The organism is Candidatus Skiveiella danica (assembly GCF_022705245.1).
Taxonomy (GTDB): domain Bacteria; phylum Pseudomonadota; class Gammaproteobacteria; order Burkholderiales; family Burkholderiaceae_C; genus Skiveiella; species Skiveiella danica.
The window spans coordinates 1-267 of record NZ_JAKJEW010000161.1; the positions used below are offsets into that span (position 1 = coordinate 1).

1 pseudogene is annotated in these 267 nt (G+C 50.6%); it reads left to right on the forward strand.

The annotated features are described in order from the left end of the window. Positions 1-99: 99 nt before the first annotated feature. Positions 100-267 (forward strand): annotated as a pseudogene (purH, locus tag ACMUOY_RS20715) (bifunctional phosphoribosylaminoimidazolecarboxamide formyltransferase/IMP cyclohydrolase); the annotation flags it as partial.

The window sequence follows — 267 nt, forward strand, 5'->3', positions numbered from 1 at the left end:
TGGTATTATATGCAAAGAGTGGGGTTTAACGGAGCAAGCAACAACTGAACCGCCGTACTGCCTTCTGCTCTCTTGAATACACGTGGGAAAGGAGTTTGTATGCCAAAAATTGAACGGGCACTGGTCAGTGTCACCGATAAGGGGGGTCTCGTAGATTTCATCAAGGAACTCGCATCGTTCGGCGTGGAGATCATCTCGACCGGAGGTACGGCGAAAATCCTGCGGGAAAACGGTGTGAAGGTTGTGGACATATCCGACTATACGGGG